The sequence below is a fragment of the Streptomyces nanshensis genome, from assembly GCF_001751255.1.
GTDB classification, from domain to species: Bacteria; Actinomycetota; Actinomycetes; order Streptomycetales; family Streptomycetaceae; genus Streptomyces; species Streptomyces nanshensis_A.
The window spans coordinates 134,397-158,923 of sequence record NZ_LJGW01000377.1 but is presented as its reverse complement, the minus strand read 5'-3'; the positions used below and the strand labels follow the sequence as shown (position 1 = coordinate 158,923).

The window sequence follows — 24,527 nt, the reverse complement described above, 5'->3', positions numbered from 1 at the left end:
GCGCCGTGCGCGGCCGCGCACGGCTCTTGGCCTCACCTCCAGGACTCGCCCGCCAGAGCGGCCGCTGCGGAGACCCCGTGCGCGACGACGTGCGGTGCGGCCTGCTCCGCCAGAGCCCGCGCGGTCTCGAAGTCGAAGAGGTGCGCCTTCTCCCAGCCGGGGCGGCCGTAGGGGTGGAGGCCCTTGGACCAGGTGAGGTCGGCGGACAGGCTGCGCTCGCCGTGCTGGACGAGCCAGCGGCCGTTGCCGCGGGTGGTGATGTAGACGACGTAGTTGTCGTAGCGGAAGTCGCTCGGCTCCAGGACGCAGGTCTCGTATCGGCTCAGCCGGGTCGTAGCCACAGGAAGGACCTCGTCGGCGCTCGGTGCAGCGAGCGGGTCGCTCTGCCCCGAGGGGTCGGGGTAGGCGCGGCGGAGTTCGTCGACGCGACTCGCGTGCTTGTGGACGTCCTCGGCCAGGACCAGGAGCGCGCGGGACTCCTCGGTGACCGGACGCCGCCTGATCAGGCCGGCGGTGAACTCCCCGGCCTCGTCCGCTAGCTGCCTGGCGGGGCCTGCGAGGTCGGCGAGAGCGGATTCCGGCACGGCGTGCCCGGGGCGGATGGCAGTCAACGCTTCTCCTTCGTCGATGGTCATGTCGCGGTGGAACTGCGGGAGTTGAAGCCGCTCGCCTGAGCACGACCGGCGTGCGAGCGGTGGGCGGGGCTAAGAAGAGGCGGGCTGGAGGCGCTGCGCGCCGCTGTTCTGCGTCCGGTGCCGCATCGGTGCGACGTCGCGGGGCGAGGCGTCGACCGTCATGCCGCGCCGTCGAAGCCGGCGAGCCAGGAGATGCGCGGCGGCGACGCTGACCTGCTGGCCGTCGGCGCAGCCGATCGCGATGACCAGTGGCGCAGCAGCTTCGTGAGACGCGTTCTGGTAGGCGCGGACCGTCCGGAAGGCGGCTCGCAGGAGTCGCTTCATGCCGCGCGAGCGGCGTACGGCTCTTCGAACGGCTGCCGCCTCGCCGGTCAGGTGACGCAACGAGGCGCAGGAGCCGTCGGCGGTGCCGCGCAGGTCGAGGGTGATGTCGGCTTCGGGGGCGCGCCCGTAGGCGTAACCGAAGGGGATGATGCGGATGTCGGGGCTGTGCATCGTGCCGGATCCCTTCATCGACAGGAGCGCCGCAGACGGCTTGAGCGGCGTGGTGCGGGGTGAGGGCTGGACGCCCGGCACGAGCAGGGTCAGCCGGTTGCCCTGTGGGCAGAGGCGGCCGTGCCGGGGGCCGAAGCGGGCACGCGTACGGGGCCCGGGTGCCTTCGCGGCTTGCGGGGCGCACCGATGGCGTCGGCGAGCGAGTCGTAGTTCTCGGCCGCCTGGTTCTCGGTGACGGGGTTGGACACCGGTGCGTACGGCGGGCTCGTGCGGCGCTGGTGCGGGCGGGAACCGCCGAAGGTCCCGGTCGGCCATTCCTCGGCCAGGAGACGGGCAAGGGCCTCCGGATCTGCGTCGAGATCGTGGCGGGTGTGAGGCGGGCTCGGGGCCCGGGATCGGGCCGGGCCCCGCGAGGCCGTGCGGTCTCGTCCGCCGGAGTTCTGGATCAGCGCCGGGACTCCTTGTAGCGCCGCAGGTCGAAGGGGTGGCCCGGGCGGGCCTTGTCGTAGATGTCCTTCTTCACCTGCCAGGACTGCTCGTGACCCGTTGCGGGGTTCTTCAGGCGGATCACCCAGCTCGCGGGCCGCAGGTGGTAGCCCGAACCGTGGCGGTGCTTGGGGCACTTGTGCACCTTCCGCAGGGGCTTGCGGCGGTCGTAGCGGTCACGTGACGGGGCGCCCGGCCGGGTCTTGGGGTGCGTGGTGACCGAGCGGCGGGGCTTGCGTGCGGGCTGTGCCTCGGTCCCCCGCGGCTTGGAGGCGGAACCGGTGCCCGGCTTCGGCAGCTTGCGCTGCATGTGGGGGGCGATGTTCGTCGTGATGCTCCGGCAGCCCGGGCGGGGGCGCTGGTTGCTGTCCGGGGCGAAGTGGGCGTGGTGCCCTCGCTTGCTGACGACGACGCCCTGGTCGACAGGCCCGCTGCCGCAGGCGGTCAGGGCGAGGCCCGCGGCCGCCACGGTCACGAGGAGGAGCGGCCGAGCACTGGAACGCATGAACGAGTCCTTCCGAAGAGGTGGCACATAATTTACTTATATGCGAGCTAATTAACAAGCTATGCGTGTCATTCAGCTCATGTTGAGTCGGGGGTGGTCAGTACGGCCCGTTGACGTTGTCGATCGACCCGTACTTGTCCGCCGCGTAGTTGCAGGCGGCCACGATGTTGGCAACCGGGTCGGTGATGTCCTTGGAGGTGCCGTCGACGTGGTACGCGTCGAAGGTCGGCTGGATGGTCTGGAGCAGGCCCTTCGAAGGGGTGCCCTTCTGGGCGTTGATGTCCCAGTCGTTCATGGCGTTCGGGTCGCCGCCGGACTCCCGCAGGATGTTCCGCTTGATGCCGGCGTGAGAGCCGGGTATGTGCTTCACGGCCATGATGTCCCGTGCCTGCTTGATCCAGCCGTCCAGCGTGTCCGGGTAGTACGGCTTCGCCTGGGCAGCACTCCGCTTCGGGACCTCCCCGGGAGCAGTGCGGGCACCGGCTCGGCTCCCTGCCCTGCTCACCTGGTGGTCCGGACGGTGCCGGTCGACGGCGCTCGCGCGGTCAGCGTGTGCGCTGTTCGGTGTCGACGGCGCCGCCGGCTCCTGCGCGGGGCTATCGGACGCTCCCAGAGCTGCGACGACGGTCAGCAGGGCGCCGCTGGCAGCCCGCGTGCGGGGCAGCGATGCGGGACGGTTCATGGTCCACGCACTGTGGTGTCGAGCTTCCTTGATCATTCTCTTCTCCGTGAGTCGCAGGCGTGCCCGGTGTCTCCGGGCGCGCCTTGTGCGTGCGAGATGGGGCCGACGGCTCGTCGCGCTGGGGGCGTCGGCGCATGAGGAGGGCCCAGACCGGGTGGTCTGGGCCCTGCGGTTTCAGTTCTTAGGGATGCGCGCGCGGGTGCCGGCCTGTTGGGCGGGGACCATGGAGCTGGGGAGCGGGTTGCGGCAGCTCGGCGTGCTGGGCGGTCCGTGGGTCAGTTCGTGAGCGCGTGCCAGAGACACCAGAGGACGAGCAGCCCGGCGGCCGCCGCGGCGATGGCGTCGCCTCCGGAGGGCCGCCAGGCGGCAGCGCGGGCGAACGCGTAGCGCCACGCGATGCGCTGGATGTACTCGCGCACGGGGTAGTCGCCGTCATGACGCCGGCGGCGGTGGCGTACGCCGTGGTCTTCCGCGCCGGAGCGGAAGACGTACGGGCGGGAGGCCGTGCCGCAGCGAGGGCAGTTGTATGTGAACGGCACGGACGCCCTCCTGATCCGATCGGTGGTCACCCGGATCGTAGAGGGCACAGACAGTGTCCGCGGACTCACCTCGGCTCTTTCTCGCCGCCGGGTGAGGTCACTGTCGTGGGCAGGGCACGCCCCGTGCGCGATGTCGACGGCCCGTCGACGGAGGTGTCGACGGGCCGTCGACGGGGGTGAGATGAGCGGTAGATGCCCTGGTAGATGGGGGTGTAGATGCCATCTGCACCCCCACAGGGCCGGATCACGCCACGACGCCGGGGGAGGAGTCGGGAACAGCGTGGAGGTGGGGCTGATCCGGGGCGCTGTACCCGGCCGGCACGGGGGCCTCGGCGGGGCCCGCTTCCTCGGCCTGGACGGGGGTGGCAGCGCGCTCGGCGGGCCGCTCCGACGAGGCCGGGACAGCAGGTCGGTCGAGGGCCTCCAGGGCCTCGTCCAGAGAGGTGCCGAACGCCTCCTGCAGCTCCTCGGCACGGACCCCCCAGGTGGGCCCCTTCCCCTTGGCCCGGAGGGTCCTGCTGACGGGGATCCCGACAGCGGTGCACCACTCCCGCAGCCGAGGCTGATCCCAGCCGCCGAAGCCCCTGGCCTCCGTCTGAAGCCGCTCGAGGAGCTCGGCGATGTGAACGCCGTGCTCCGGCGCAGCATCCCGGACGGCTACGACGATGAACCGAACGAGCTCGCGGGCGAACCGGTCCTGGTCGGACTCCTGCCCCTGCTCCCCCGCAGATTTTTCATGATCGTTTCGGGGGGTGGGCTCCTGCAGCGGGGGAGCGACCATCCACGCGGCGATCACCCACACCACTCCGAGCACGGCGACGCCGAGCGGCACGAACGGTGCGATGTGCGGCCAGACGAGCCACATGAACAGCCAGATCAGCCCCGCGATGACAGCTAGGACGAACAGGAGGATCAGGCAGCCCAGACCGATCCGCTCGATCGCGTCGTCGGCGGCGGCCCGAGCCGCCCTCTTGGAGACCCTGGTGCCCGGCCCCGACGCGCTTGCGGCCCCATCCTCGGCGGGCGCGCTGCCCTGCCCCTGTAGGGGCGGGGCGGTCTTCACCGGCGAAGCATCAAGGCTCACGGCCGCCAACCAGCCGAGCTTGACGACCAGGGCCACCCTGCGCAGCCCGAACGACGCGATGAGGAGCGACCCGGTCATCAGCGGGACGAGCAGCAGCCGCGGGGCCTGCCTGATGCCCTGGAACGGGATACTGATCTCCTTCAGCAGCCCCTTCATGCGAGCTTCTCCAGCATCGCGCCGATCACCTTGAAGAGGATCCCCCAGAAGGCACCGGCCACTCCCCAGGAGACGCCCGCCCCCAGGCCGAAGAACGCCGGGGGGAGACGCTTCTGCCACTCGGGCAGGAAGGCCAGGGTGGTCAGGATCAAGGCGATGCCGGCCGGGGAGACTCCGGCGACGATGTTCGGATCGGTGAGGGTCGAAGTCGCCAGGTCGTGGGTGCCCTGGGCGATCATCCGCCAGGTGCCCCCGGCGATGGTGAACAGCACGCCTATCACGGCAGCGAGCCCGGCGAGGTAGCGGCGGTCCTCGACGTACTTCCTGGTGAGCTTGGAGCGGTTGCGGATGGCGATGATCAGGACGATGAAACCGGCGGCCGCGAGGGACGAGAGACCGACTGCTCCCAGGCCCTGGGTGAGGCTGGCGCCGCCAGAAGACGGGGCGGCGAGCACGGTGTTCGTGGGAATCACGGAGTGAGGCCTTTCAGATGACGGGGCCGCTGGAGTACAGCGCGCAGACGAGCAGGGATGTGGCCAGCGGGACGCGCGCCAGCCAGCGCTTGAGCAGGCCGCCGTAGCGCGTGCGCCACACCAGCCAGCCCGAGGCGCCGCACATGGTGAGGCCGACAACGAGCAGGGAGGTGTCGGTCTGGCTCAGGCCGACGTAGCGGGCGACCGTGTCGGAGGTATGCGGCAGGAACGCCTGCCCGAGTTGACGTCCGACCTCGGCCGAGAGGAACACCGCGCCGAGGCGGCCCAGGGCGCCGAACGGCACGAACGGCGCGAGCTTGTCGCTTCCCGCGGCCTTCCACGCCGTGACGCCTCCGGCGAGCGCCATACCCGCCCCGAGTAGTCCGCCGGCGGCGGTGACAGCGGCCGGCGGGAACTGGCTCAAGTAGGCGTTCAGGCCGATGGCGCTGCCGGCCGCTGCGGCGGTCCCGTTGAAGGTGATGACGCGCCAGAACCTGGTGGGACGCCACCGCTTCACCGTCGGCGTACGGATCCGGAGCGTCGGCTGAGGCCTGTGAACACCGAGGGCCGGGCCGCGTGCGGCGGGCTCCTCGGCTGCGGCCTCATCCGGCTCCGGGACCTCGGGCTCAGAGTCCTTCCGGGCCTCGATGAGGACCGGTTCGCCGTCGGCTGGCACGGTCAGGACGTGCCCGGTGTAGGTGTCGAGGTCCGCGTCCTGGTCCTTGTAGAGGCGGTCCCACCAGCCCGGCTTGGACTCGCGTGGCGAGCCCGCAGCAGGCGCGCTCTTCGGCTCGTCCCGGGAGCCGCGCCACCACTCCGGGGCGTTCTCCGGCGTCCCGGGCGGCGAGGCCGGCATCGGCGGAGCGACACGTTCCGCCCCGCTCCCCCGGGGAGTCTGAGTCCCTTCCTCCATGGTGTTGACCTGCGCATCTACACCATCTACCGGCGCGTCGGCCGGGGCTGGTGCCGGCGCTTGGCCACCGTCCCGGCCCGCTGCCTCGGCGGCCGCCGGGGGTGGGGGCGCCTCGTCCGGCAGCGGGGTGTGGAACGGGTCGCTCTGCTCGTCTGCGGATGTCATGGTCCCTCCCTCCTCGGAGGCTCCGGTGATCCGCTCGCCCTGGAGGGCGAGGTGGATCAGCATTTGTATGAACTTCTCGTTGTGGTCGGCGTCGTGGCAGGTCAGCGGCCCTGCCGCAGGCCTGGCCTGAGTTCTGGGGCCGGGCTGTCCGCCCGGCCCCGGACAGGACGTGCGGGGGTCTTCGCGGTTCGGCTCAGCCATCGGCGGCCGCCTCGGCCTGGCGTTCCGCCTCCTCCTTGAGGGCTTTGGTCATCCAGGGCTGTGAGCGGCCGTAGCCCTTCACGAAGTCCTTCTGCGTCAGGTTCGGGTTCGCCTTCTTCGCGGCGTGAAAGTCGGCAGCCGCCTGGGCCCGCTCCGCCGCCTCCCGTCTCGGGGCGCCGAGGGTGGCGCGAACCGAACTCGGCTCCGGCTTCTTCGCGGCGTACGCGCGAGCCGTCCGTCGTGAATTCACGGCGCGGTCGTTCACGCTCTCCTCTTCACGGCCGTCGCGGTCCTCGTTCACGGCCTCGTCCGGTTCCGGGTTCACGGTGCCGCCGGCGCCGTTCACGTCGCCCGGTTCACGGTCGGCCGGCTGGGGCACACGCAGATGCACCGGGTGTTTCACGCTCCAGTCCTGCCGGTTCACGGTCTCGGCTTCACGCGTGAATTCACGCGGCCACGCGATCGGCGTGAACCCGTTCACGGTGCTCGTGACCTGCTGATTTACAGAGTTCACGAGGTTCACGGCGGCGCCGTTCACGGTGGGCGTGAACGGCTTCATGCGTGAATTGGCCCCGCTCGCAGCCCCGTTCACGCCCGGCCGTGAAGGGTTCACGCGTGAACCGTTCACGGGGCCGTTGGCCGGGGCGTGAACCGGCGGGTTCACGCGGCGCCCGGCATCCGGATTCACGGTGCCCGGTTCACGCTCGGCCGTCGGATTCACGCTTGCCGGGCGTGCCGCGGGCGCCTGTCCGGCGCCGGTGTTCACGGGCCGCGAAGGACGGCTGACGACTTCACCCGTGGAGGGCGCCGGCGCTGCGTTCGCGGTCGAGGTGAGCGCGAGGGCGTCGGCGACGTGGGTGTCCAGGGCGTCGCGCGGTGTCGGCGGAGGGGCCGACGCGAGGGTCCTGCCGCGTTTGAGCGGGACGCCGTAGCGGGTGAGCTTCAGCGGCAGCTGGTCTTCGACAGGAGCCTTGCGGCGCCAGAGGCGACCGAATCGGGAGCGCAGGCGGGCCCGGTAGACGAGGCGCTCCTGCTCGAGTTCGAGGACCCGGTCGTACGAGCGCAGCTCCCACAGCTTCATCCGTCGCCACAGCGTGAACGTGGGGAACGGCGACAGCAGCCACCGGATCCACCGGATCGGCTCCATGTGACGGCCGGCGGTGATGTTGGCCAGCCGGCCGATGGCGTGCCGGGCGGCCTCGACCGTCACGACGAACAGGACCGGGATGACGGCGTGCATGCCGACCCCGAGCGGGTCGGGCCAGGCCGCGGCACCGTTGAACGCGATCGTCGCGCCGGTCAGCAGCCACGCGGTCTGCCGCAGCACGGGGAAGGGCATCCGGAGCCAGGTCAGCAGCAGGTCCAGCGCGAGCAGGACAAGGATCCCCGCGTCGAGGCCGAGCGGGAACACGTGGGCAAACGCCCCGAAACCCTTGCGGATCGCGAGGTCCCGTACGGCCGCGTACGAGCCGGCGAAGCCGATACCGGCGATCACCACCGCGCCGCCGACCACGACACCGACGATCGCGCGCTGCGCCTTATTGAGCGGCGGCCGGTCCGGCTCGTCGGCCGCGGCCGCCGGGGATGTGGCAGGGGGAGTGCTGGTCACCGTACTTCTCCTGTACAAGGCGGCTCCGAGCGGCGGAGACGCAGAGGGGACAACGGGGTTCTGCCGTCCCCGCGAGTTGCTGACGGGGCCGCGCCAGCTCCGGCCGCGTGGCCGGACCGCGGCGGTGGCGGACGGAGCTGGCGATGCCGGAGACGCCGTGGTCATGAGGGACCAGGCGCCCCTGGCTGGCGAATCTGCTTGCAGCCGGTGGCCCCGGCCTGCGCCGCAGCCCGGCACTCGTCCGGGGCCGCCTCACGCCTCACCCGCCGGTGGCCGTCTCGTCGCTGGGTTCGAGCAGTACGGCCCCGTCCGTCGGCGGCGAGGTCGTGCCCTGGCGCCGGCGTACGGGCCTGAGCTCTGATCCCGCCATGGCCGGGCCGGGAGCCGGCTTGGTGAGACGGCCGGCCCGGATCACGCCGGAAGCCACGCCTCGAACGGTGCGCTGGCGGCCGCTCACGTGCGCCTCCGGAGGAACCCCCGGCGGCGGGACTTGCCCGGCCGGAATCCGTCGGTGGCGTCGTACTGCCTCCAGCCCGCGCGGTCCGCAGCCTGAGGGGTCCGGTGGGGCCGGCCCATGGTGTCGCCACGGCCGGAAACCCCGTGCCGCGAGCGGTCGGCGAAGAGGAACCTGAGTGCGCTCACGACAGGCCTCCGGCGTTCCTCGTCGCGGCGAGGCCGGGTACCTGGACGGGCGCACCATCAGGCAGAGTGCTGTTCACGCGATCAACTCCATTGAGATCTGGCGAGATCCGGGGTGGTTGCTGTTCGCGGCCCCGATGCGCCTGCACGCGCGCGGGGCCGCGGATCTAGCGGGGCTTGTTCGCCGAGACGGCCGCTGGCAGGTCGACGGCGCTGTGATCTGCGCGTCAGGAGCTGTTCTTCCGTGCTCGGTTGCGGGCGGCGCGGCGCTTCATCGCGCGGCGCTCGTCTTCACTCAGGCCGCCCCAGACACCTGAGTCCTGGCCGAACTCCAGGGCCCACTGCAGGCACTGCTCCATGACGGGGCAGCGGCGGCAGACGGCCTTCGCTTCCTCGATCTGCACCAGCGAGGGGCCGGTGTTGCCGATGGGGAAGAACAGCTCGGGGTCTTCCTCACGGCACACGGCGTTATGGCGCCAGTCCATGGCAACCTCCTGATCGAATGGCGACCCGGACGTGCCCATACGGGCGATACGGACGGATCGCGGCAGTGGGATGTGCGCGTTGCTCCCCGCTACGTAAGCGGGGAGCAACGGTGGATAGGGACCTCATCTCGTACGTGCGGGTCTCGCTCGCTCCGGGGAGATCCGTCCCGGAGGTCATGGCGGCGCGAAGGTGTTTCCGCACGGGTGCTTTGAGTCGGTGTCGGCAGCGCCCTGGGTGTGACCCCGAGGTCTGTTCTTCTCACCGACTGGTCTCCACGCCTCGCAGACCTGTTGCAGGTCCGCGGCTCAGGCGTGGATCGCGCTGTGGAGTTGACAACGAGCACGGCGCGTACGAACTCCGTCGGCCGCAGCGAGGCGCGTTGCAACGAGAGTTCGGACCGAAAGGGGCATAGGGGCACCTTGCGAACCGGGGAACGCCCGGCCGCAGCCGTACTTCCCATCGGAAGTGCCACGACCGTAGACCGCACTCGGAGGCACGTCAACACTTCCCCTCGGAAGTGATGTAACTTCCGAGGGGAAGAACGGGCTTCGGTGTGGCGCTGAAGCCGTGGGGGAGCGGCCCTTGGCGTCCAGTGCCCGGCTATGACCTCCGATGGGAAGCTGCGCTATGGTCCGGTCCCATGACGCGGCCAAAACCACAGACCGCTCGGGGGGTCGCTGCCGCCATCCGGGCGCAGATCGCCTCAGGCGATTACGCGCCAGGCGGCCAGCTCGCGAGCACTGCGAAGCTTGCGAGCGAATTCCAGGTCAGCGAAAAGGTGATCTACAACGCCATCACCTTGCTCAAGGACGGCGGTGTGCTCGTCGGGCGACAGGGGCTCGGTGTCTTCGTCCGTACGTACGACTACCTCGAGTGGAGGCCGGACACCGGTCACGCCGACTGGGCGGGACAGGTCCTGGCTCAGGGGCGGATTCCCTCGGCGTTCGATCCTCGTACCACGACGGAGGAAGCGGATGCGGACGTCGCGCGGTGGCTGAACGTCGACGAGGGAACACCGGTTGCCGTGAGCCGTCAGCTGCGTTGTGTGGACGGCGAGCCCGTTCAACTCCTCTTCCACTACGCCCTTGACGAGGGAGGTGCCGGCGCTTCGGTCACCGAGCCCGATGAGGCCACCCGGGATGGCACGTCGGCGGACGATGAGGAGCAGGAGGTGACGACCCGGATGCCGGCAATCGAGGAGGTCGCAAGTTTTGAGCTCGAAGACCTCCCTGGCACTCCGGTGTCCCAGCACGCCCGGATTCGGCGTGGCGCGGATGAGGAGCCGGTTGGCGTCACGGTCGCCATCACCCGAGGTGACAGGGTCCGGATCGTGTACGGAAGGGAGCCTTGATCTTGGCCGGCGCCGCCGCATGTACGATCTGGCCATCCGCTCAGCCCAGCCCCGACGATCGCCTGGGTCCGTGCACCCCGCTGAGCACGCGGACGACGACCAGTACCGGTACTCCGGATTCCCCAGTCGCACCGCTCCAGCACGCCGCCTCCGGCGAACAACCACGACCGGCACCGTAGGTACGGCCCGGCCCGGCCCCACACAGCACTCTGTGACCCGACCACTCCCGTAAGACAACGGCCGCCTCTGCGCTCACAGAGGCGGCCGTCCAAGTAACGACTCCAGCCAGCAAAGCCTCAGAGTCGTATGCAGCGCGGACGCTGCTGCGTGAACCCCTCGACCTGCCAGTCCCAGGGCTCACCTCACACAGCATAAGGACGCCTCTCAAGCGGACCAGCGCCAGGCGCTGATTCGTCCCTTCTCGCTGAGTGATGCGCTGCGTGCGGCTCCCCAGATCGCAGGGGAGCGCCGATGCCACATGTCCCGAACCCGGCCTGCGCAGGCGCGTGCGCAGTGAGCAGCGAGTCGCGCCCCGCTGCCCACTCGGCAGCGGCGCAGGACGATGCTGTGCGCGTGGCACCGGCTCGGCAGTGGATGGCCACCACGGCCGGCCGGGTCACGACCGATCGGTACGCGTGGATGCAGGCCGTTCACTGGATGCACGGCGCCGGTCTTCACGAGTCGGCGCGCCGCCACGGCCCCCGCTTCAACCGCACCACGATCCAACTCGCCGAAGTCCTCGGCGACTTCACGCCGTGCCGACCCGGGCTCCGACGCCTGATCCAGCTCACTGGCCTGTCCCGGCGCAGCGTCCAGTACCACTTGGAGATCCTGCGGGAGAGCGGGCTGATCGCGTACGTGGCCAGGGGCACGCGGCTGCGCGGTGGCGTCGCCAGGGCGAGCGAGTTCCTGCGCACGATCCCGGTGGCGTTCGACCGCGCCCTGGGAATCCGGACGGTGATCGACGACGGCAAGCCTGCGCGGGAACGACGGCCGGTGGGGATCGCGGAGGAGCACCGGGAGGAGATCGCGAAGCTGGGCAAGCGGGCCCGCCGTCGGGCACGTCGGCGCCGCCCCAGGTCCAGGACGTCCACGTCGCGGTCGGCCAGGGGCCTTTGCACCCCAATGCAGGATGGTTGCTCTTCCTCTTCCGGTGCGGGCCCTACGGCGCTTCCCCCTGAGGACAAGCTCGGCGGGGAAGACGGCCATCCCGCTCGAAAGCAGATCACCTCCCGGCGGGCCCGCCGGGTGAACGCCGTGGGCCGCCGGTTTCGGATGGCCGCCGAGCTGATCAGGAGCGTGCCATGGCTCGCTCGGGCGTCGGTCCCGCGGATCGCCTGGGTCATCCGACGTGTGGCCGACGCGGGATGGACCACGGACGAGGTCCGAGCATTCCTGGATACGACCGATGCGCCCCGCAGGGTCGTGCGTCCCTCAGGTCTGCTGGCCTACAGGCTGAAGAACGCCGAGGGGATGCCGGGCTGGACCGATCCGGCCAGCCGTGCCCGCACGGTGGAGGCGTGGCGCGACTCCCCTCGGGCCGCGGCCGCGCGGCACGCCGAGTGGGACGGCCCCTGGCGGCCCCCCGCCAGCGCGCACGTGCGCAGGCAGGTCCATGCTGCTCTCACGGCGGCGCTTCACCGGCCGGCTTCCGACGCGGGCGGGAGCTGCGACGTCGATGACGCGGCCCCGCCGCCAGCGCTCGAGGACCTGCCGCCGGAGACCGTACTCACGCTGCGGGCTGAAGCAGCGCGCGATGCGAGCCTGGTCCGGTTCGCCCTGGACCACGCGGGAGAGGCCTATGCACGTCGCCTCTACACCCACTGCCGCGTCGACCAAGTCCTGCGGTCGGCCCGGCAGATGGCGAGGTGACCATCACCGCGGCGGAGCGGGGACCGCCCCGGCGCACCGCAATAAGCCGGGGCCTGCCCGGGCCGCGGAATGGGCGTGCCAGCCGGGAAGACGTCAGCCGCGTTTCTTCCCGGCCGGGGTCTTCCTGGTCCTCTTCCTCTTTCCGCTCTGCTGCTGCGGCCGATCCCACCGCCAGCCCCGCGGCGCATAGCCTGCCGCCGCGCGCTCCGCAGCTGTCTCCGCACCCCAGGTGCCCCACTCCCGGCGCTCACGGGCCTGGGACCGACACAGGTCCCACAGCGAGCACGACAGGCACAGTGACTTCGCCAGTCCGACAGTGGCGTCGTCATGGAAGACCTCGGGATCAGTCGTCATGCACGGCAGGACGTCGTACTCGCGCCGGATCGGTGTGTTCATTTCGACGCTCCCCGTATCAGGGCGATGACCAGCAGCCAACGGAACCCGTCGCGCTCGGCGTACAGTGCCTCCAGCTCGGGGTCGGTGATGGTGGAGGCGGTGCGACGCGGCGGAGGCTCCAGGCCAGGCCCGGGAGGATTCTGAGCTGTGAGTTTCATGAGATGAGCTGTCCTTTCGCGTTGTTCGGGATGGGCGTGCGGTCAGTCGTCGGGAGCTGGAGCACCGGCGGGGCGCGCCGTCGGTAAGTGCCGCCGCTTGCCGTCGCGAGCGCCGCGTCGAGATCTCGCCGGCAGGTCGCAGATCTTGGGATCGCTGGCGGCGGTGTCATGCCGGATCACAGCCGGCCTCCCAGGCAGTGCAGGGCGAGCTGACGGCAGTTGCTCAGGCGCTCGACCTGGTCCACGAGGGCACGGGTGAACAGCCGCCGCGTGTAGGCCTCGCCGTACTCGGCGAGGGCGGTCCGGATCAGGGCGGGATCCTTCTGTGCGGCGGCGCGCAGATCGATGATCTCGTCGGTCGACAGCTGGTGGAGGTCGACCAGGCCGTCCTCACCGACGGCGAATGCCTCGAGGGCGTCACCGTCGTCGTCCTGCCGCAACCGGGCGAAGACCGCTTCGACGTGGCGCGTGACGGCGGGGCTGTCCGGCTGCCGCCAGGGACCTTCGGTGACCACGGGCACGTGCTGCTCGGTCTCGGCGACCTGGCGGTGCGCGGCCACGGCGGCCACGAGAGCCTCACGCTTGGCAGGCGTGTCGTACAGCAGGTGAGCCCCCTTGAGACGGCGGGCGAGGAAGCCGGACGGGCGGCGTACGGGCCAGGGAGCGGGTACGTGGTCGAGGAGGGCGATCACTTCGGCGGCTGTCCAGCCGGCGTCGGCCACGCACCGCACAATCCAGGCGATCCGCGGAACGGACGCGCGGTGGAGCCAGTCGACGGACTCCACGAGCTGCGCAGCGAGCTGGTAGCGCCGCCCGACTGCGTTCAGCCGCCGACGAGGAACAGCCCCACCGGCTCGTGCCGGGGAGTCCCGGCCGCGTACGCCCACGAGCTTGCTCTCAGGGGGAATACCACCCGCACTCGAAGAACTACCGGAACCCACCCCCATTGGGGTGCAACGAGCTGCCGCCGACGTAGCACGCGTCGTGCGACGCGCAGACCGCCGCGGCACGCGCCGCCGCGCTTTCGCCCCGAGTCGCTTCATCACCGGCCGACCGCCGGCGGAGATGCCGCGCACCGAGCGGATGAGGCGCTCGGAGGGACCGGTGCGCACACCGAGCGCCTCGTCGAAGGCCGCAGGGATGGTGCGCAGGAACTCGCTCGCCCTGCCGCCTCTCCCGCGGACGCGGGTGCCCTTTCTCTCGTAGGCGATCAGGCCCGTCTCCCGCAGCATCCCCAGGTGGTACTTCACGGTGCGCGGGGAGATGTGCAGCACGCGAGCGAGGTAGTCGACGCCTGGCCGGCAGGGCGTCAGACGGGAGAGCTCCTGGGCGAGGCGCAGCGTCGTCCGCCCGATCCGCCGGGGGCCGTGCGAGCGGCCGACGAGGTAGGCCCCGCGGTCGTGGGCCCAGTGCACCGCCTGCATCCAGGAGTAGCCGTCGGACGCGATGCGCCCGCTGGTGCGGGAGATCCACTGCTCGCTTTCCGGGACCTTCGAAGCCGTCTTCGGTATGTGCGGTTTGCGCCTATTAGTCATTTGTGTCCGAAAGTTTTTGAGATCACGAAGTAGACCCGCGGCGGCGCACGGGCCTGAAGGGCAGAGGTCAGAGCGGCTCAGCTACGCCGGAACTACTCCGGCAGGAGTGCCAGTTGCTCCGGCTCGGCCGGGCTCTCAGCGTCCGCTTCACCGGTCTTGCGCTGATACGGCTGCCCCCCGGAGTGCACCGGACGGCGGCACACGTTCCGTGGCGCCGGTGGATCCATCGCCTCCTCAGCGAGCAGCTGTGCCAGCCGCCGCACGTTCCGGCTCGAGAGCTTGGTGGTCTGCCGGACCCGGAAGTGGGACGCACCCCGCAGGAGCATCTCCATCGCGATCAGCTCGGCGCGGGCGCGGTCGACGTTGTACTGCGGCCACGTCCGCGCCGGCTGAATCGTCGCGGTCCCGGGCTCCGCGGACTCCGGCTCGTCGACGTCGTTGAACTCTTCGGTCTCTTCGGTACTCACGGGGCATCACCGGCTCACGAGGCGGCGCTGTAGGGAGAGTTGACGCGGGGTCGCCCGACGGCCGGACCGAGACGCCGGCGCACTGGCGAACACGCATTCGAAAATCGTCATCACATGATCCTTACATGCCGTGACCAGTAACTTCCTGTGGTCCAGGGCGGCTTGCTTCGCAGCGGAGGGCATCAGTGCCTCCTGCGGTAGTAGCGGCGGACCCGTGCGAGGGGTGCGCCCGAGCCGGTCCACACCCCCATGTGGCCGGCTCGGGCGCGGACGGAGACCGACGAGGGAGCGGGAGTCTCCGTCGACCGCCGCGCCCGGGACCAGGCGGACGCAGCGGGGTCTTCTGCCCGCTGAAGCGGGCGGTTGAGGGTGCGGGCCAGGAGCGCCGTGAGCAGGCCCGCGAGCAGCGGGATCGTCCCCAGGCGCATGGAGTGAGCCCCGGCCAGGTAGCTGCCGCACGAGATCCCGATCCCGATGGCAGCGACAAGCCAGCTGTAGGCCTCGGTGATCAGGTCGCGCGGGACGAGCAGATCGATCGCCTGGAAGGCGATCGTCTGCAGCGGGCCGAAGAGGATGCCGGCAAGGAAGGCGCCGAAGATCGCCGTCGCGGGACTGTAGGCGAAGGTGAGCGGAACCCATCCAGCAGCGAATCCGCTGGCAGCCAGCATGAGTTGGCGGCGAACCGACAGCGTCCACTGGCGTGGCCCGTACAGGGCGTTGCCGCCGATCGCGCCGAGGCTCAGCGTCATCGGCGCTGCCCACGCGACCCACCCAGCCCCCAACTGCTCGGAGGCGATGCTCGCGCCGACGAAGAACGCGCCGACGCTGCCGCCCACGGCCACGAGCGTGAGCAGCAAGAGCCCCATACCCGGCAGGCGCAGCGCGCCCAGCGCTCCGGTGGATCGCCGGCGGGACCGCCAGGCCCGGGACGGCGGTGAGACGGCCATGGCGCTTGCACCGCCGACTCCCAGGAGAGCCATCGTCATCAGCGCGGCGTTCGGCCCGCCGAGGGTGACGGCTCCGCCAACCGCCAGCGGTGCCACCACATGGGCCATCTCCTGCGCGGCGTTGTCGATGCTGTACGCAGACGGCAAACGGTGTGCGGGGACCAGGGTCCGCCACAGGACGCGCATGGACCCTTCAAGCGGCGGCGAGCTCACACCGGCGACGATCACCAGAACCATCGCCGCGGCGCTCAGCACCACCCCGGGCATAGCCAGGACTGCGGAAGCCATGGCAGCGATGAGCGCTCCGCCGACGATCGGCAGCGTCTGCCCGTGATAGTCCACCACCCGGCCGAGCAGCGGCTGCCCGGCCGCGAACGCCAGCCCGTAGGCAGCGGCGAGCTCGGCACCCCAGGAGTAGCTGCCGCCGTCCGCGCGGACCGCGAGCACGATGACGATGACCATCATGCCCTGCGGCAGCCGGCCGATCAGAGTGGAGGTGAGCAGGTGGCGGGCGTGACGCGCACGAAGTACCGCGCCCCAGCCGGAGTTGGCGCCCTCGGCGGCAGGAGTGGCCGTCACGAGACCGGCCTCGTGGGGCGCGGACTTGCCCAGCGGTACTCCAGCAGTCCACGCCCCAGCTGGTAGACAGCCCAGAAGTCGCAGCTCATTCCGCCCGAGTAGCTGGCATCGGCTGCGTCCTGAACGGCCTGTGGTGCGTTGACCGCCACGGACCAATAGCCCGCGGCGATGTCGTGGAGCGAGTCGCCGTAGGAGACGACCGCCTCGACCTCGACTCCCAACTCCTGGCGCAGCTCAGCGACCAGGCGGGGCTTGTCCGCCGGGACCAGGGCCGTAGCCCTGTCGAAGGGCCCCGCGAAACCGGTGTCGGTGAGCGCGGGATACGGCTGAGCGATGACGGAGTCGAAGCCGCCGGCTTCACCTTCGCGGTGCTGCAGCAGGTTCGCGACGAAGTCCGGGCTCATCGTGACCAGGACGCTGAACTCACCGCGCGCGCGGATATCCTCCAGGACCTCGTCGAGACCGTCGATCCACGGCGCGCGGTCGAAGACCTCCGCGACGTGCTCAGGTGTGAGCCGGCGCCGCGGCTCGGACCACAACGCGTGGGTCCGTGCGGCGAACTCAGCCGCCGTCATCTCCCCACGGCGGAGGGCAGCTTCGAGCCACAGCACCTCGTGGTGGCATCCCGCCGCGAGGCCGAGCTGCACCGATGAGGATGTCGAAGGGCAGAACGTGTGGTCGAAGCCGACGACGTGCAGAAAGCGCTGGTTCATGCCGCACCCCGACGAAGAGGCGGCTCGGCCAGACCGGGGACGAAACGAATCTGCGCGGAGCGCGCCCGGCGGGCGTGAGACGGCGCCGCTACGAGCACACCTGCGTGGTGCACAAGAGCACCGTGCCGACTGCGGGTGCGGCCGCTAGCCGGTTGGACGGAGCGGTACTCGTGCAGCGAGTTGAGGGGGGCGGGATCAGCCATCCGACTCTCCTTGAAAGAACGCCTGCCGACGACGGCGACGACGGAGCATCACGGGTGAGGGGCGAGATCCGCTCAACGAAGTGGGCGCGGGCAGCCGGCGCGTAGCTCTGCGACGGTCCGGCCGCCCGCGCCAGGCGCACGGCTGAGAGGGAGTTGCACGGTGCCGAAGTCCCTGCGACAAGATTCGGCGTCGTCATCCCGGGCCGTGCTGGCCATGAGGTGCTGAGCGGTTCAGGGACGTCAGCGGGCCATGTCTTCCCGGACCCATCCCTTGGTGCCGGAGTGGTAGCCGGAGGTGACCTTGCCGTAGTACCAGGCCATCAACGTGCCGGGTCGGTACGTGCAGTAGTACCGGAAGTTCGTACCCTTCCGCAGCGACCCCTTCGAGGCGTACGACGTGTCCGGCCCCTTCCGCAACTGGACGTTGTTCTTGCTGATGTCCATGTTCTTGTTCTTGCCGTGACAGCTCTCGGTGTCGAGGATCCGCTTGACCGTGACGGGGCTGTGCTCCTCAGCCGCGGCGGAGGGAGCGACAGCGATCGCGCCGCCGAGCAGGGCGGGCACGGCCGCGGCTATGGCCAGCCGCTGAGCGAAACGGGTTGTCATGATGAGCCTTTCGGGTAATCCGCCCGGTATCTCCGGACGGAAGTGAGTGGAGACCTGGCTGGGCCGCCGGTTGCGTGGCCCCAGCGAGGCCGGGCGGCCGCGGGGCGGCCCAGGACGCAGCGCTGCACGGCGCTTCCGATGTTCAGTGGGCGGGCCGTCACCATCGCCGTGTCATCGCAAGCGGCTGCGCAGCCGGCAGGGATGTGGCGCTGCACCGGCAAGGCTGAGCTCGGAGTGGCTGGTGGTGCGGATGGTGCTGCATGGGACTGCCCTTCGTGGACCCGAAAATGGTCCGGATACGGACGACGAGGCGATGGGGTCGCATGAGCGCGGGAGAGCCCATACGGTGTGGAGGCGCGGGGTAGGCGGCGCCAAATTTCTTACTGCGACGGTTCCGGCTGCCCCGCGCCCGTCGGTGACATCGCTCCGCTGAAGGGGAGTTGAGTGGCCGAAGTCCCTGCGACAAGATTCGGCGGCAACTCGCTCAGCGAGATGTCAGACGCGCCACGCGATCACACGGCTAAGAGCCGCGTCAGGCCACGTAAGCGGTGCGGATCCCGCCCGACATGGCCCTCTTGGGGACCCTGGCGAACCTCAGGGACTCCCGCCGGCTGCGATGTCGGCACATCTGTAAGCGCATCCGCCCGTGACGGCGCCNCACGAGTCGTCTTCCAGCCCGGCGCAGTCTGGCCCGAGGCTGACGTCCACGCGGACAGCTGCGAGCTTGTCATCGTCATCGACGGCACTCTGGAAGACGAGAACGGCACCTACCCTCGCGGCACGCGCATCAGCGCACAGCGCGGCACCTCTCACCACCCGCGGTCCTCCGGCGGCTGCACGCTGCGCGTTCTCTACCCCGACGTCGTGGAGGTACAGCGCCCCGCTCCACCCGTTGCCGAGGGAGGCGCGTGATGAGGACGGCAGTCGCCTGCGAGCAGGACGCGCCTCGCCCCGGATGGGAGGCGCCGTCCTGCGGCGGCGATCACAGTGCATGTCGTAGGACGAGCTGGCGGCTCGACTCACGCGTCACCGGTATGCGGCAGCACGCCCGGCTGTTCGCCACGCTCCGCGCTCGAGGAGGCCGTGCTGCATTCCCCGTCAGCACCGCTCGCCTGTCAGGTCACAAGCCGCGAGGCACCCGGACCTCGGCCGAGGTCCGGGTGCCTCGCGGCTTGTGACCTGACAGGCGAGCGGTGCTGACGGGGAATGCAGCACGGCCTCCTCGAGCGCGGAGCGTGGCGAACAGCCGGGCGTGCTGCCGCATACCGGTGACGCGTGAGTCGAGCCGCCAGCTCGTCCTACGACATGCACTGTGATCGCCGCCGCAGGACGGCGCCTCCCATCCGGGGCGAGGCGCGTCCTGCTCGCAGGCGACTGCCGTCCTCATCACGCGCCTCCCTCGGCAACGGGTGGAGCGGGGCGCTGTACCTCCACGACGTCGGGGTAGAGAACGCGCAGCGTGCAGCCGCCGGAGGACCGCGGGTGGTGAGAGGTGCCGCGCTGTGCGCTGATGCGCGTGCCGCGAGGGTAGGTGCCGTTCTCGTCTTCCAGAGTGCCGTCGATGACGATGACAAGCTCGCAGCTGTCCGCGTGGACGTCAGCCTCGGGCCAGACTGCGCCGGGCTGGAAGACGACTCGTGCCTCCTTGGGCACCTGCTCTCCTTCCTCGGTCCGTCCCCAGACCAGGACGTGGGCGGTGATCCCCTCGGAAAGTTCGATCGGGTCACCGGCGGGAGAGGTGGGGTAGTCGACGTCGAAGCCGGCAGTGGAAGCGGTCATCAGTAACTCCTCGATCAGAAGGGGCGGGAACGGCGGGAAGCGGATCGGCTACTCACGTGGCGGGGGAGGATCGAGCCTCGTCAGTGCGGCGTCCGCGAGTCCCTCGAACCCGGCTTCGTGGGAGAAGGCGGTGGGGGTCTCCAGGGCGTTCTCCAGCGGGCCGCACCACGCCGCCTGGGAGGTGAGCGCCCGGACCAGTCCATCGACCCGTCCGCGGCTCGTGACGGAAATCGGCCCCCACACCACGGCCATCGGGGGCTCATCAGCCAACGGATCGGGAGTCTGCAGATACGGGGCGTGCCACAGCTGGAGTTCCGCCGCCCGCGCCTGCATTGCGAACCCGTACGCCCGGGGGAGCTCCATCGGGCCGAGCTGGAGCCACACCGCTCCGGCCGGCAGCACCCGCGCCTCCAGCAACGGAGAGATGACCTCTCGCGTCTGGTCCGGATCCGGGAAATAGCTGATCAAAGTACGCGCGGGACGAGGCAGGAGCCCGCGCCCTGCCATCTCGGAGACGTCGACCACCTCGTAGCCGGCCGCGGTCGCCGATCGTTGCCGCAGCCAGTGGGTCAGCCGCGGGGCGACATCGCGGTCCGCCAGAAGGGCGACCGTGGCTTGGTCCTGGTCCATGAGAACTCCAGACAGAGGGGGTTGGCCTGTCTGGAAGGGACCGTAGAAGCCGTCACGGCCGCTGCGGGAGTTCCCTTGCGTAGCGCGAGGTGTTCCGTTGCGTAGCGGGCGTTCCCTTGAGTAGCACTCGGACTTCCGCTGGGTAGCCCGTTTCCGGCCAACCGGTTTTGATTTTCAGCCGGAGGCAGGGCAGGGCAACGTATATGAGCATCACTCCTGCCATTACGGAGAGTAGGCGGAAAGAACACCCGGAGGTGAGCGACCGGCGGGACAGGCCGGCTCCTGTCCGGGGCTTGTCTCGGTCCAGCTCCACCTGGCGGCGGACGCCCGCACCGCGCTCCTCACCCGCGCCGGTCCGCTACGTCGAAGACCCGTTCAGCGAGCCCGAGGGAAGCAGGCCTGGCGCGCATCCGGCGCAGACGGCCCGATGGCATGAGCAGCTCCGGGGCCGGACCCTGCACCAGCAGGCCGTCGGTCCGGCCCGGCTCAACCGCGACCCGGAGCGCCGAGAGCTGCAAACGCGCTGGCCACGTTCCCGCTCCGGACGCTCTTGAGGAAAAGGACACCGTGGCGGACTCTGGAGGGGGAGGCAGCCATGCCGAACAGACGCCCTCGTGGGCCGCAGCCGCGCTGGCGGCCCAAGCGGGAGACTCTCCGGGTGCTCGCGGCGGTCGAGAGCGTGCTCGACCGCTACCGCGACAACGTGCCCGTCTCCCTCCGCCAACTGTTCTACGTGCTCTTGAGCGACGGGGTACTCACTAAGACGGAGCGCGAGTACAAGCGGATGTGCGAGTACGTCGGGATGGCCCGCCGCTCCGGCCGCATCCCCTGGGACGCGATCCGGGACGATACGCAGATCGCCGTGGACGCCCCGCCCGCGTTCGCCGGCCCCGAGGACTTCTGGGCGTTCGTGGACGCGTCCGTCGCCGACTACCGCATCGACCGCCAGGCCGGGCAGCCCGTCCGCCTTGAGTTGTGGTGCGAGACCGCTGGCATGGTGCCTCAACTGGCACGCATCGGCGCCGAGTTCGGCATCGCCTGCTTCTCGGGAGGAGGGTTCGACGGCCTGACAGGCAAGCACAACGCGGCCCTGCGCGCGGCAGCCGGCGTACGGGCGACCGTCGTCCTGCATCTGGGTGACTACGACCCGAGTGGTGAACACCTGTTCAGCTCGCTCGCCGAGGACGTGATCGCGTTCGCCTCCGCCGCGGGCACCGAGGTCGAGTTCGAGCGGCTCGCGGTCACACCTGAGCAGATCGCCACCTACGACCTGCCCACCGCCCCGCCCAAGGCGACTGACCGGCGCTCCTTCTCCGGCACTGCCACCACCCAGGCTGAGGCCCTGCCGCCCGACGTCCTGGCCGCGATCGTGCGCGAAGCCATCGAGGCCCACCGTGACCCCACAGCCCATCGGCAGGCACTCGCCCGCGAGGCGGCCCAACGCCGCGCACTGCACGAGCGCCTGAGCCGTATCGACTCCGAAGACCCGGGAGCATCGTGAGTCGTGGGACCGTCCCCCTCCGAGCGCCCTCTCAGCTCGAGTTCTCGCGCGCAGGAGGTCCGCCGCCTCGGTGCTGCCGTCTTCACCAGCCCATGCGGTCGCGCGGCGGTGGACCAGCGGCGACCTCATCGTCCACGCGCTGCAACTCCTCGTCGAGCCGCTGCTCGCGCTCGTCCATGTGCTCTTGAACCATCCGCAGGTTCTCGCGGCGCCACTGTGCGCGGTTGCGGGCGCCTTCGGCGGTACGCTGCCGGATCCGCTCGTCCTCCCGCTCAGCCTCTTCGCCTGTGGCGTGATGATCGTCCAGAGATCGCGCAGGCCAGATCACCAGCGGCACGTCGGTGTCCACCAACGTCGCCGCCAGCGCCCAGACCTGGTCGCGTGCGCGGATTGCCCGCTCGGCAGCGGAGAGGACCACCTTCAGTACGTCCTCGTCCGCCGCCTCGAGGTCCCGGCGGTGCGGAGGGTGCCCGGGATCTTCAGCCAGGATGTGCAACGCCTCGTCCAGCCGTTTCAGCAGCCTCTCGTCCATCCCCCCAGCATCCCGTCCCGGGGGATGCCACCGTCAGGGAACCGCTCGCGCTCCACCCCAAAGAGGGCCACGATCAGTGCCATTCCCGGGGGCGAGCAGGTGGGCGAACTGAGCTGCTGCCGCTGGCGGGGAAGGGCCGGCGACCCGCGTCGGGGGAGGGGTCGCGTCGTCGGGCTCGACCCCGCCGAGCTTCACCGGTTCTCGCATCCGTCGACACGGTGCTCGTCAACCGCTGGAGATGAGGAAGAGTTGCGACGCGGTGCGTTCGCCGGGCTCCCCGAGCTCGTCGAGGGCCCACCACGACGTGGGTCACGTGACGAGCCGGCTCTCAGGAGGCGAGGCTGGCGCCCGGATCCTCGCCCGACGCCGTCCTCGGCGAGAACGCCTCCCAATCGCTCTCTGGCGCCTCCCACGAAGGAACGACCCCCGGCAACAACGCGACACAGCTCGGAGCAGGGTCCGGCAGCAGGTCAGCTGACATGGTCGTGTCCGGGTGACTGACCAGGGCGAGGAGCACGTCGTAAGTCCCCCACGGCGGCGAAGTCTTCGACAGCGACCGCCCGATCGCCGCCGCGATGTCGTCTCGCTTGCGGGTGATCCACTTGGTTGACCAGCCCCGCCGGCGAGCTGCTTCTGCCCGGCCCAGGGTGAAGAAGTCCGTCAGCAACTCCAGTTGCTCCGGCGTCAGCCCGTCGAGCAGCCGACGGGCGTGAGCCTGAGCCTTCTCGGAGTGAAGTACCTCGCGCAACGTGCGCTTGCGGTGGTCGCGGGTGTCTTCGAGCCCGGACAGCTGTAGGGCCAACAGCAGGACGGCGCGGTCGACGCGCTCGTTCCCGAGCTCCAGCAGCTTCTCCAAGCGCGTGAGCTGGTGGGAGACGGTGACGCGGTGGGGATGTCCCCCCGACTCCGGTTCGTCCGTACCCAGAAGGCGCGAGGCCTGCTTCGGCCCCAACATGATCGTCAGAGTCGCCGTCTGCACGAGTTCGTGACGTACGCCCTCGGGCAGGCCGTTCAACTTGGCCAGGACGCCTGTGGCCCAGTTCCGTGCCCAGTCGGGAAGGCCCATCGCCATCGGGAGGTTGCTGTCGTCCGCGTCAGCGGCGATGCGGTTCTTGTTCACCGCCGCACGCTCCAGCAGCTGCGCCGCCATGACGTAGCCCAGGACAGCTCGAATCCACGGGGTGGGGTGGCTGATACCCAGCAACCGCTCGGGGCGAGCGGAGACGATCGGGGCCAGGGTGCGGGCGATCTCCACCGTGTTGTTGGAATCGGCGAGGGCGCCGGGCGCGCTGCGCGGGTGGAGAACGAGTACGTCGGTTGGCTCCGCCGGGCACAGCACGACGAGAGCACGGCCGTCCAGGGCGCGGTCGACCACGTCACGGATCGGACGGCGGTCCTCGCCCTTCGCGCAGCGAAGGACCCCGATCTGTGCCCATTCCGTCTTGAGGAGGTCGGGCAGCAGGTCCGGCAGAGTGCGACGGGCAGCGGGGATGTCCCCCCGCATGATCTGCTGAAGTGCCAGCGCACGGCCGACAGCGCGAGTTTCTTCGTCGAGCTGGCCGTGGCTGGAGGCTTGTTCGTTGAGGTGGCGGATCTGTGCAGCAGCCAGCATGAGGAACTCCCGGTGAAGAGGCTTCCACGTGCCGTCCCGGCAGCGCCGTGAGGCAACGAGAACCTCGTGCGGGGGAGTCACACCCACGGCGTGCAACAGGCTGTAGTGATCATTCTCATCGCTGGTGCCCGTCTGAAGAGGTCCCTTCGCGACCTTCTGCACGACCCGGCGGGGGACCGTCGACGCCGTCGGTGTCTCCCCCTCCGCCTTCATGAACGTCACGACGGCCGCGCCGGTCTTGGCTTGCAGCCACGGCAGCAGTTCCTGCGGGCCTTCCCCGTTACGCCGGATCCTGTCTGTGCGGGTGATCAGTTCAGCGAACAGGGCTGAGCGTTCCCGCTCCGCGGCGGTGCGCTCCCGCTCAACGGCCAGCTGGATCCGTACGGCCTCGAGTTGACGGCGCTGGAGCCGCGAACGGAGCTCTTCCCCGTCGCGGGGCTTCCCCACCGGTGCGTAGAGGGGCAGTTGGACGCGGGAGAAGCTCATCGCCGGACCTGCCAGCAGCACCAGGCCGGCGGCTCCCCGCTGTGCGAGGTGGTCGGCGTACTGTGCGACGTGGTCAGCGGCGTGGCTCTCCA

At 70.3% G+C, this 24,527-nt stretch carries 25 protein-coding genes; 3 read left to right on the top strand and 22 right to left on the bottom strand.

Annotation, left to right across the window (positions count from 1 at the left end; all coding sequences use genetic code 11):
• Nucleotides 1–32: 32 nt before the first annotated feature.
• The 11 genes from AN218_RS23075 to AN218_RS23020 all read right to left on the bottom strand — a co-directional run bounded on the left by AN218_RS23075 (nucleotide 33) and on the right by AN218_RS23020 (nucleotide 9,067).
• A complete protein-coding gene (locus AN218_RS23075) occupies nucleotides 33–611 on the bottom strand; it encodes a hypothetical protein (RefSeq protein ID WP_141747675.1) in 579 nt (192 codons plus the stop codon).
• 93 nt (nucleotides 612–704) lie between these two features.
• Complete coding sequence (locus AN218_RS36990; RefSeq protein ID WP_171908768.1) at nucleotides 705–1,130, bottom strand: RapZ C-terminal domain-containing protein; 426 nt, start codon at nucleotides 1,128–1,130, stop codon at nucleotides 705–707.
• A gap of 445 nt (nucleotides 1,131–1,575) precedes the next feature.
• Nucleotides 1,576–2,121: a hypothetical protein gene (locus AN218_RS23065; protein ID WP_070018806.1), complete on the bottom strand. Its 546-nt coding sequence runs from the start codon at nucleotides 2,119–2,121 to the stop codon at nucleotides 1,576–1,578.
• A 97-nt stretch (nucleotides 2,122–2,218) separates the two neighbouring features.
• Entirely contained in the window at nucleotides 2,219–2,803 is a 585-nt protein-coding gene (locus tag AN218_RS23060; protein ID WP_070018805.1) for a transglycosylase SLT domain-containing protein, read from the bottom strand.
• Between the two features lie 275 nt (nucleotides 2,804–3,078).
• Nucleotides 3,079–3,342, bottom strand: a complete 264-nt coding sequence (locus AN218_RS23055) for a hypothetical protein (RefSeq protein ID WP_070018804.1) — start codon at nucleotides 3,340–3,342, stop codon at nucleotides 3,079–3,081.
• Nucleotides 3,343–3,586: 244 nt separating this feature from the next.
• Entirely contained in the window at nucleotides 3,587–4,582 is a 996-nt protein-coding gene (locus AN218_RS23050) for a hypothetical protein (protein ID WP_070018803.1), read from the bottom strand.
• The gene (locus AN218_RS23045; protein WP_141747674.1) at nucleotides 4,579–5,055 is read right to left on the bottom strand and encodes a hypothetical protein; all 477 of its coding nucleotides are present in this window, start codon (nucleotides 5,053–5,055) and stop codon (nucleotides 4,579–4,581) included. The genes AN218_RS23050 and AN218_RS23045 overlap by 4 nt, the downstream gene beginning before the upstream one ends.
• Nucleotides 5,056–5,068: 13 nt before the next feature.
• On the bottom strand, nucleotides 5,069–6,133 hold the full coding sequence (locus tag AN218_RS23040) for a hypothetical protein (protein ID WP_141747673.1): 1,065 nt from the start codon (nucleotides 6,131–6,133) through the stop codon (nucleotides 5,069–5,071).
• 193 nt (nucleotides 6,134–6,326) lie between these two features.
• Entirely contained in the window at nucleotides 6,327–7,847 is a 1,521-nt protein-coding gene (locus tag AN218_RS38405) for a DUF2637 domain-containing protein (protein ID WP_420856005.1), read from the bottom strand.
• Nucleotides 7,848–8,202: 355 nt separating this feature from the next.
• The gene (locus AN218_RS36985) at nucleotides 8,203–8,370 is read right to left on the bottom strand and encodes a hypothetical protein (protein ID WP_171908767.1); all 168 of its coding nucleotides are present in this window, start codon (nucleotides 8,368–8,370) and stop codon (nucleotides 8,203–8,205) included.
• 439 nt (nucleotides 8,371–8,809) lie between these two features.
• Nucleotides 8,810–9,067, bottom strand: coding sequence for a WhiB family transcriptional regulator (locus tag AN218_RS23020; protein ID WP_070018798.1), 258 nt, complete (start codon nucleotides 9,065–9,067; stop codon nucleotides 8,810–8,812).
• Between the two features lie 641 nt (nucleotides 9,068–9,708).
• On the opposite strand from AN218_RS23020, the gene AN218_RS23015 reads away from it, so the two are divergent.
• Entirely contained in the window at nucleotides 9,709–10,419 is a 711-nt protein-coding gene (locus AN218_RS23015; RefSeq protein WP_070018797.1) for a GntR family transcriptional regulator, read from the top strand.
• 594 nt (nucleotides 10,420–11,013) lie between these two features.
• Entirely contained in the window at nucleotides 11,014–12,291 is a 1,278-nt protein-coding gene (locus tag AN218_RS23010; RefSeq protein ID WP_070018796.1) for a helix-turn-helix domain-containing protein, read from the top strand.
• 93 nt (nucleotides 12,292–12,384) lie between these two features.
• Here AN218_RS23010 and AN218_RS23005 read toward each other — a convergent pair whose 3' ends face one another.
• The 9 genes from AN218_RS23005 to AN218_RS22970 form a co-directional block, all read right to left on the bottom strand.
• On the bottom strand, nucleotides 12,385–12,687 hold the full coding sequence (locus AN218_RS23005) for a WhiB family transcriptional regulator (RefSeq protein WP_070018795.1): 303 nt from the start codon (nucleotides 12,685–12,687) through the stop codon (nucleotides 12,385–12,387).
• On the bottom strand, nucleotides 12,684–12,845 hold the full coding sequence (locus tag AN218_RS36980) for a hypothetical protein (RefSeq protein WP_171908766.1): 162 nt from the start codon (nucleotides 12,843–12,845) through the stop codon (nucleotides 12,684–12,686). Before AN218_RS36980 ends, AN218_RS23005 begins: the two co-directional genes overlap by 4 nt.
• Before the next feature lie 176 nt (nucleotides 12,846–13,021).
• Nucleotides 13,022–14,380, bottom strand: a complete 1,359-nt coding sequence (locus tag AN218_RS36180) for a hypothetical protein (protein WP_070018794.1) — start codon at nucleotides 14,378–14,380, stop codon at nucleotides 13,022–13,024.
• 92 nt (nucleotides 14,381–14,472) lie between these two features.
• Nucleotides 14,473–14,847 carry a hypothetical protein gene (locus AN218_RS22995; RefSeq protein WP_070018793.1) on the bottom strand — a complete coding sequence of 125 codons (375 nt, stop codon included), beginning with the start codon at nucleotides 14,845–14,847 and terminating at the stop codon, nucleotides 14,473–14,475.
• 182 nt (nucleotides 14,848–15,029) lie between these two features.
• Nucleotides 15,030–16,373: an MFS transporter gene (locus AN218_RS22990; RefSeq protein ID WP_070018792.1), complete on the bottom strand. Its 1,344-nt coding sequence runs from the start codon at nucleotides 16,371–16,373 to the stop codon at nucleotides 15,030–15,032.
• Nucleotides 16,370–17,086, bottom strand: a complete 717-nt coding sequence (locus tag AN218_RS22985) for a haloacid dehalogenase-like hydrolase (protein ID WP_070018791.1) — start codon at nucleotides 17,084–17,086, stop codon at nucleotides 16,370–16,372. The genes AN218_RS22990 and AN218_RS22985 overlap by 4 nt, the downstream gene beginning before the upstream one ends.
• Before the next feature lie 443 nt (nucleotides 17,087–17,529).
• The gene (locus tag AN218_RS22980) at nucleotides 17,530–17,895 is read right to left on the bottom strand and encodes an SH3 domain-containing protein (protein ID WP_070018790.1); all 366 of its coding nucleotides are present in this window, start codon (nucleotides 17,893–17,895) and stop codon (nucleotides 17,530–17,532) included.
• A gap of 1,386 nt (nucleotides 17,896–19,281) precedes the next feature.
• Nucleotides 19,282–19,674, bottom strand: coding sequence for a cupin domain-containing protein (locus AN218_RS22975; RefSeq protein ID WP_070018789.1), 393 nt, complete (start codon nucleotides 19,672–19,674; stop codon nucleotides 19,282–19,284).
• 48 nt (nucleotides 19,675–19,722) lie between these two features.
• Nucleotides 19,723–20,304: a hypothetical protein gene (locus AN218_RS22970; RefSeq protein WP_070018788.1), complete on the bottom strand. Its 582-nt coding sequence runs from the start codon at nucleotides 20,302–20,304 to the stop codon at nucleotides 19,723–19,725.
• 595 nt (nucleotides 20,305–20,899) lie between these two features.
• On the opposite strand from AN218_RS22970, the gene AN218_RS22965 reads away from it, so the two are divergent.
• Complete coding sequence (locus AN218_RS22965) at nucleotides 20,900–21,805, top strand: hypothetical protein (protein ID WP_141747672.1); 906 nt, start codon at nucleotides 20,900–20,902, stop codon at nucleotides 21,803–21,805.
• Nucleotides 21,806–21,887: 82 nt separating this feature from the next.
• On the opposite strand, the gene AN218_RS22960 is transcribed toward AN218_RS22965, so the two are convergent.
• Complete coding sequence (locus AN218_RS22960) at nucleotides 21,888–22,337, bottom strand: hypothetical protein (RefSeq protein WP_070018787.1); 450 nt, start codon at nucleotides 22,335–22,337, stop codon at nucleotides 21,888–21,890.
• Between the two features lie 328 nt (nucleotides 22,338–22,665).
• Nucleotides 22,666–24,456, bottom strand: a complete 1,791-nt coding sequence (locus tag AN218_RS22955; protein ID WP_216311795.1) for a hypothetical protein — start codon at nucleotides 24,454–24,456, stop codon at nucleotides 22,666–22,668.
• Nucleotides 24,457–24,527: the final 71 nt, after the last annotated feature.